The following is a 696-nucleotide window of genomic DNA, read 5'->3' on the forward strand; positions in this document are numbered from 1 at the left end:
GCCTCGCCGTTGCGGCCGAACATGGCCTGCAGCAGGTCGGCCTGCTCGGTCTTGGTCGGCAGCCCGGTGGACGGCCCGCCGCGCTGGATGTCCACCACCAGCAGCGGCAGTTCGAGCGAGACGGCCAGCCCGACGGCCTCCGACTTCAGGGCCAGTCCGGGCCCGGAGGTGGTGGTCACCCCGAGTGCGCCGCCGAAGGCCGCGCCGAGTGCGGCGCCGATGCCCGCGATCTCGTCCTCGGCCTGGAAGGTGCGGATGCCGAAGTTCTTGTGCCGGCTCAGTTCGTGCAGGATGTCGGAGGCGGGGGTGATCGGGTAGGAGCCGAGGAACATCGGCAGTCCGGAGCGCTGCGAGGCCGCGATCAGCCCGTACGCGAGCGCCAGGTTCCCCGAGATGTTCCGGTAGGTGCCCGGCGGCAGCGCGGCCGGCGGGACCTCGTAGGAGACGGCGAAGTCCTCGGTGGTCTCGCCGAAGTTCCAGCCGGCCCGGTACGCCTTGATGTTGGCCTCGGCGATGGCGGGCTTCTTGGCGAACTTCCGCCGCAGGAAGGACTCGGTGCTCTGGGTCGGCCGGTGGTACATCCAGGAGAGCAGCCCGAGCGCGAACATGTTCTTCGCCCGCTCGGCGTCCTTGCGGGCCAGCCCGCTGTCCTTCAGCGCCTCGACGGTGAGCGAGGTGAGCGGCACCTTGTGCAGG

At 70.7% G+C, this 696-nt stretch carries 1 protein-coding gene; it reads right to left on the reverse strand.

Annotation, left to right across the window (positions count from 1 at the left end):
• Window positions 1-696: 2-oxoacid:acceptor oxidoreductase family protein (locus ABD330_RS32395; RefSeq protein WP_344469896.1), on the reverse strand; the 696-nt coding region annotated here is incomplete at both ends.

Source organism: Kitasatospora kazusensis, assembly GCF_039529945.1.
Classification (GTDB): Bacteria; Actinomycetota; Actinomycetes; order Streptomycetales; family Streptomycetaceae; genus Kitasatospora; species Kitasatospora kazusensis.